Consider the following 5,329-nt stretch of genomic DNA (forward strand, 5'->3'; position numbering starts at 1 on the left):
GTCGGCCACTTCATCAGTACATACGAGGTCCAGTTTGTATTCGGAGACGACGGCTTCGGCAAGATCCAGGGAGTAGTGCTGCTGCGCTGGGTCCTCACTCGCCAAGGGCCGCTGCACCTGGGAGACCGTGATGTTGTGATAGCTGATGTCGGCAGCCTTCAGGTCGCGCAGCGTCTGAAGCACGTTGGCGATGCGGTGCTGGCGGATGAATGCCTTGATTTCCTTCACGTCAGTTCTCCTTTGGATTTTTCGTGATTGCCGATTCGCTTACTCAAAGCGGACAGCGATACGCGTCCCTTCATCCCTCTCGCAATAGCCTGCAGGCGCTTGCCGAGCGGGCCAGGTCAGGGTGCATCGCAGCACCGCGCCATCCGCCGCGCGCAATTCCGGATTGGCCGAGTAGTCGTAGTGTTCGCTATCGCTTCCAGCAGCGATACCGCTGTGACGCCGGCTGCGACTGTCATGCTGTTGCGAGACCGAGCGGTTCGTGTCGCGGCGTATCGCGAAGCCCTGGGCGGTGAAACGCCGCCCCCCGACCTCCAGGAGCATTGCCGGCGCTTCGCGCCCCTCGTGACTGAAGGTGCCAACCGTGACGCTCGGGTTTCCACTTGCCGGCGCAAGCGCGTGCGTATGTCCTGCGCAACCGGTAAGCGTCAGCGCGGCCAGACCGACGATGGCGAATACTGTATTCATCGTTATCCCCGTCAATGTGAAGTTCTGGTGCGACGCTCGCGGCGCGTCTCGACCCACTCGTACATGAGCGGCAGCAGGAGCAGCGTCAGAGCCGTCGAGGTGAGCAGGCCACCGACGACGACTGTCGCCAAAGGCCGTTGTGTTTCCGCGCCAACGCCCTGCGCAAGCAACATCGGGATGAGGCCGAGGATGGCCACCGAGGCGGTCATCAGTACGGGCCTCAGGCGTAGCGCCGTCCCCTGGCGTACCGCGTCACGGATCGACAGGCCCTGGCCGCGCTGGTCGTTGAGAAATGACACCAGTACGATACCGTTCAACATGGCTACCCCGAACACGGCGATGAAGCCAATCGCCGAGGGCACCGAGACGTACTGACCGGTTATCGCCAGTCCGAAGACCCCGCCAATTGCCGCGAAGGGCACGTTGGCAATAATGAGCGTGGCGAGGGTCAGCGAGTTGAAGGCGGTGTACAGCAGGACAAAGATGAGTCCAATGGTGAGCGGTACGATAAGCGCGAGTCGCGCCATCGCCCGCTGCTGATTCTCGAAAGCCCCGCCCCATTCAATCCAGTAGCCTTCGGGAAGCTTCAGCTGACTCCGGATTTTCTCGTCCGCTTCCTGGACGAAACCGTCCACGTCGCGGCCTCTCACGTCCATCTGCAAGACGGCATAGCGACTCAATTGCTCGCGGCGCACGAAGGTATAGCCCTCGTCCATCTCCACCGTCGCCACGCGCGAGAGCGGGACCATGGCGCCGGATGAGGTGCGCACCGGGATATTACCGATTGCCTGCGGCGTATCGCGGAAGGCTGCATCGAGACGCACCTGAATGTCGAAGCGACGTACGCCATCAATGAGCGTGCTGACAGCCATACCGCCGATTCCGGCCTGCACCACCTCCAGAATTTCGTCAGCGTTGATCCCGAAACGCGCGGCTTCTTCGCGGTTGACCTTCACGACCAGTTGCGGCTTGCCCTTGTTGGCTTCCAGAGACAGGTCGGCGACGCCAGGTACACTGCTCAGGATGCCCTTGCTTTCTGCGCCCAGGCGGTCGAGTTCGGCGAGGTCTGGTCCGTAAAGTTTGAGGGCAAGCGTCGCACGTACGCCCGAGATCAGTTCTTCGACGCGCATCTGGATCGGCTGGGTGTTGCCTACCACCACGGTCGGTAGCGCCACCTCCAGGGTTTCCTTCATGCGGTCTGAAAGCTCCGGTATGGACATCTCCTCAGGCCACTCAGCTTGCGGCTTCACCTCTACCAGCACCTCCATGTAGTTGGCGTCGGCGGTTTCGCCCTTCTCTGCACGTCCAATGGTGGCCAGTACCATCTTGGTCTGTGGGTACTCTTTCTTGAGTACCTCATTCATTCGTTGCGAGACGCGTATCGACTCCTCCAGCGAAGTCGACGGGATGCCGGTCGCTCTGAACATGATGGCGCCTTCCTGGAGCGTCGGCATGAACTCCTTGCCGAGGAAGGGGAAGGTGGCGAGGGCCGAGACGAGCAAGGTCAGCGAAGCGACGATCACCTTCTTCTTGTTTTCCAGCGCCCAGTCGAGAATCGGCAGGTAGCCCGCCTTGATCCAGCGGACCAGAAACGTGTCTTTTTCTTCCTTGGGTTTCAGGATCAGCGCGGCGAGCACAGGCACCAGGGTAAGCGTGAGAATCAGCGAGCCCATCATGGCAAAGGTGATCGTGAAGGCCATGGGTTTGAACAGCTTGCCCTCCAGACCGGTCAGCGAGAAAAGCGGCAGGAACACCACGATAATGATGAGAATGGCAAAAGCGATCGGGTTGATGACCTCGCGCGCAGCTTCCAGCATGACGTGAGTGCGGTTCACGACCTGACCAGTCTTGTGCGAGAGCAAGCGGAAGGCGTTCTCCACCATGACCACGGCACCGTCCACCATCATGCCGATGCCGATCGCCAGACCTGCCAGAGACATGAGATTGGCCGACAGCCCAAAATACTGCATCATCAGAAAGGCGAACAGCATCGCCAGCGGCAAAGTGGCGATCACGACCACTGCCGAGCGAATTTCCCCGAGGAACAGGAAGAGCACGATCGCCACCAGGATCGATCCTTCCACGAGGGCGCTTTCGGCGGTGGCGAGCGCCTTGTCGACCAGCTCGGTACGGTCGTAGACCGGCTTGATGCTGACGCCAGGAGGTAGTGCCTGGCGCGCGAGATCGAGTTTCTGCTTCACCGCATCAACGACACTCTTGGGGTTTTCGTTGATCCGTGCGAGGGCGATACCGAGAGCCACCTCCTTGCCGTCGCGGGTCACTGCCCCGAAGCGCAGCGCCGGGCCTTCCTTGACTTCGGCCACCTCGCGCACGTGGATCGGCACGCCCTCGCGCTCGGCAATGACCACGTTGCCAATGTCCGTGGTGTTGGCCACCAGACCAAGGCCGCGAACCAGATATTGCTCCTGGCCGAGGTTGATGTACTGTCCGCCCACCTGCCGATTATTGGCGGCAAGCGCTTCCATGACGGCCTTGAAGGAGAGTCCGTACTTGATCAGTTTTTCTGGATTGATCTGGACCTGGTATTGCTTTTCCTGCCCACCCCAGGTGGTGACGTCATCTACCCCCGGCGCGGTGCGCAACATGAGACGCACGGTCCAGTCATGCAAGGTGCGCAGGTCCATGGCCGAGAGTTTCTCGTCGGCCGATTCCACGGTGTACCAAAAAACCTGGCCAAGGCCCGAGCTGTTCGGTCCGAGAGAAGGCTCGCCATAGCCTGCGGGTAAACGTTCCTTGGCCTCCTGCAACTTCTCTCCGACCAGGCGCCGGGCGAAGTAGATGTCCACATCGTCCTTGAAATAGACGCCGACGTAAGACAGGCCAAATAGGGAAACCGAGCGAATCTGCTCGACCCCCGGCAGGCCAGCCATTGCCGTTTCAATCGGCGTCGTGAGCAGTTGCTCGACATCTTCGGCGGCCAGTCCAGGCGACTCTGTATAGACGTTGACCTGGTTCGGGGTAACGTCTGGGAACGCATCCACCGGGACGTTGAGAAAGGCGCGGACGCCAAAGAAAGCCATCAGCACGAAAGCCAGCAAGACGAGCAGCTTGTAGCGCAATGAGAGATCAACGATACGGTTCAGCATGGTTTTCCCCTCAGTGCCCGTGACCTGCGCCAAGCTCCGACTTCATGATGCGTGCCTTAAGGGCGTAAGCGCCCGCCGTCACCACCCGCTCGCCCGCCGCCAGGCCACTCTTGACCACTAGGCGCCCACGCAGTTTCTGCCCGAGCACGACATCTCTCGGCTCGAAGCCGTCGCTGTCCTCGATGAACACCGTGGGCTGACCATTCATCAACACGACGGCCTCGGTGGGGACCAGCAAGGCTTTGACTGTCGCACCCTGTCTGGTTGTCTCGATGGTACGGATGGCGACGGTGGCGAACATCTCCGGTTTGAGCCGGCCGTCCAGATTCGCCACTTCCACACGCGCTTGCACGGTACGAGTTTCCTTGTCGACCGCTGCCGCGATGTAGGTCAGCGTGCCCTCGAAGGACTCGTCTGGATAGGCGGCGACGGTAACAACCGCACTGGCGCCTACCTGGACGCGGCCGAGATCCTTCTCGAACAGATCGGCTGCGATCCATAGTTTCGACAGGTCGGCGACGACGAAAAGCGGACTGTCTGGCTGGGAGAGCTCGCCGAGGATGGCGTGCTTCTCGATTACCGTTCCGGCGAACGGTGTGCTGACCGGGAAGGTGGATCGTGCCTTGCCGTCGCCCGTAGGCGAGGCGTCCACACCCAGCATGCGCAGTCTGTCCCTGGCCGCTGCGAGAGCGGCCCTGGACTTCTCGTACTCGGCATGGGCGCGCAGATGGTCTTTCTGGGCAATGATCTGATCGCCGTGCAGCTTCTCGGCGCGCTCGAAGTCGGCCTTGGCTACCGACTGCTGGGTCGCTGCCTGCAGGTAAGCCGAGTACGCATCGCCGACTTCCAGGCTATCGAGAACAGCCAGCGTCTGCCCGGCCTTTACCTGGTCGCCGAGGTTGGCTTTGACATTGACGATGCGCCCAGAGACGCGTGGCGCCACGTGCGCTATGCGGTCCTGGTTTGGTCGGATGGTGGCGGTCAGGGTGAGCGGCTCGCTCACTTCCTGCACCAGTATTAATGCGCTCTCGATGCCGGCAGACTGAATTTCTTCGGCGCTGAGCTTGAGTGCTTCCACCCCCCCGGCTCCATGCTCGTCGCCGTGGCCGTCCCCGTCTTTGCTAGCCTCGCCAGCGTGCGTCCCGGCTTTCTCGCCCGCAGCGTGTTCGTCCTTGCCCTGGTGCTCACCTGGCTTCTCGGCAGGGGCGTGCGGCTCTTCGGCGCTGTTCATTGCCGTGCCGGCCTTGGCGGTGGTGGCCGGAGATTCGGTCTTGCCACAGCCGCCGAGAATCAGGGCGGAGAAGCCGAGCGCGAGAAGTGCCGCCCGCTGCGCTGGAAGTACGTGGAATAGCTTGTTCATGAATGATCTTCCAATGGATACGTTTTCAGGTGATGGGTGCCGTGTGCGACTCGGTGATGGCTCATCACGAGCTCTTCGGCTACCGATGCCAGCCCGCTGCCTGCTCGAGTTCGATGCGCACCAGGCCAGATCGATCATCGCCTCCAGTACTTCGCGGCGGGTATCCAGA

The 5,329-nt window shown here is 61.4% G+C and carries 4 protein-coding genes; all 4 read right to left on the reverse strand.

What is annotated here, in order from left to right; genetic code table 11:
- On the reverse strand, nt 1–228 hold a 228-nt coding region (locus E4Q08_RS23760; RefSeq protein ID WP_169072224.1), incomplete at its 3' end, for a P-II family nitrogen regulator.
- A gap of 39 nt (nt 229–267) precedes the next feature.
- Nucleotides 268–693 (reverse strand): hypothetical protein, encoded by a 426-nt coding sequence (locus E4Q08_RS23765; protein ID WP_169072225.1) that lies wholly within the window; start codon nt 691–693, stop codon nt 268–270.
- A gap of 11 nt (nt 694–704) precedes the next feature.
- Complete coding sequence (locus tag E4Q08_RS23770) at nt 705–3,800, reverse strand: efflux RND transporter permease subunit (RefSeq protein WP_169072226.1); 3,096 nt, start codon at nt 3,798–3,800, stop codon at nt 705–707.
- 10 nt (nt 3,801–3,810) lie between these two features.
- A complete protein-coding gene (locus E4Q08_RS23775; protein WP_169072227.1) occupies nt 3,811–5,160 on the reverse strand; it encodes an efflux RND transporter periplasmic adaptor subunit in 1,350 nt (449 codons plus the stop codon).
- Nucleotides 5,161–5,329 lie beyond the last annotated feature (169 nt).

The organism is Candidatus Accumulibacter contiguus, from assembly GCF_012940005.1.
Lineage (GTDB): Bacteria > Pseudomonadota > Gammaproteobacteria > Burkholderiales > Rhodocyclaceae > Accumulibacter > Accumulibacter contiguus.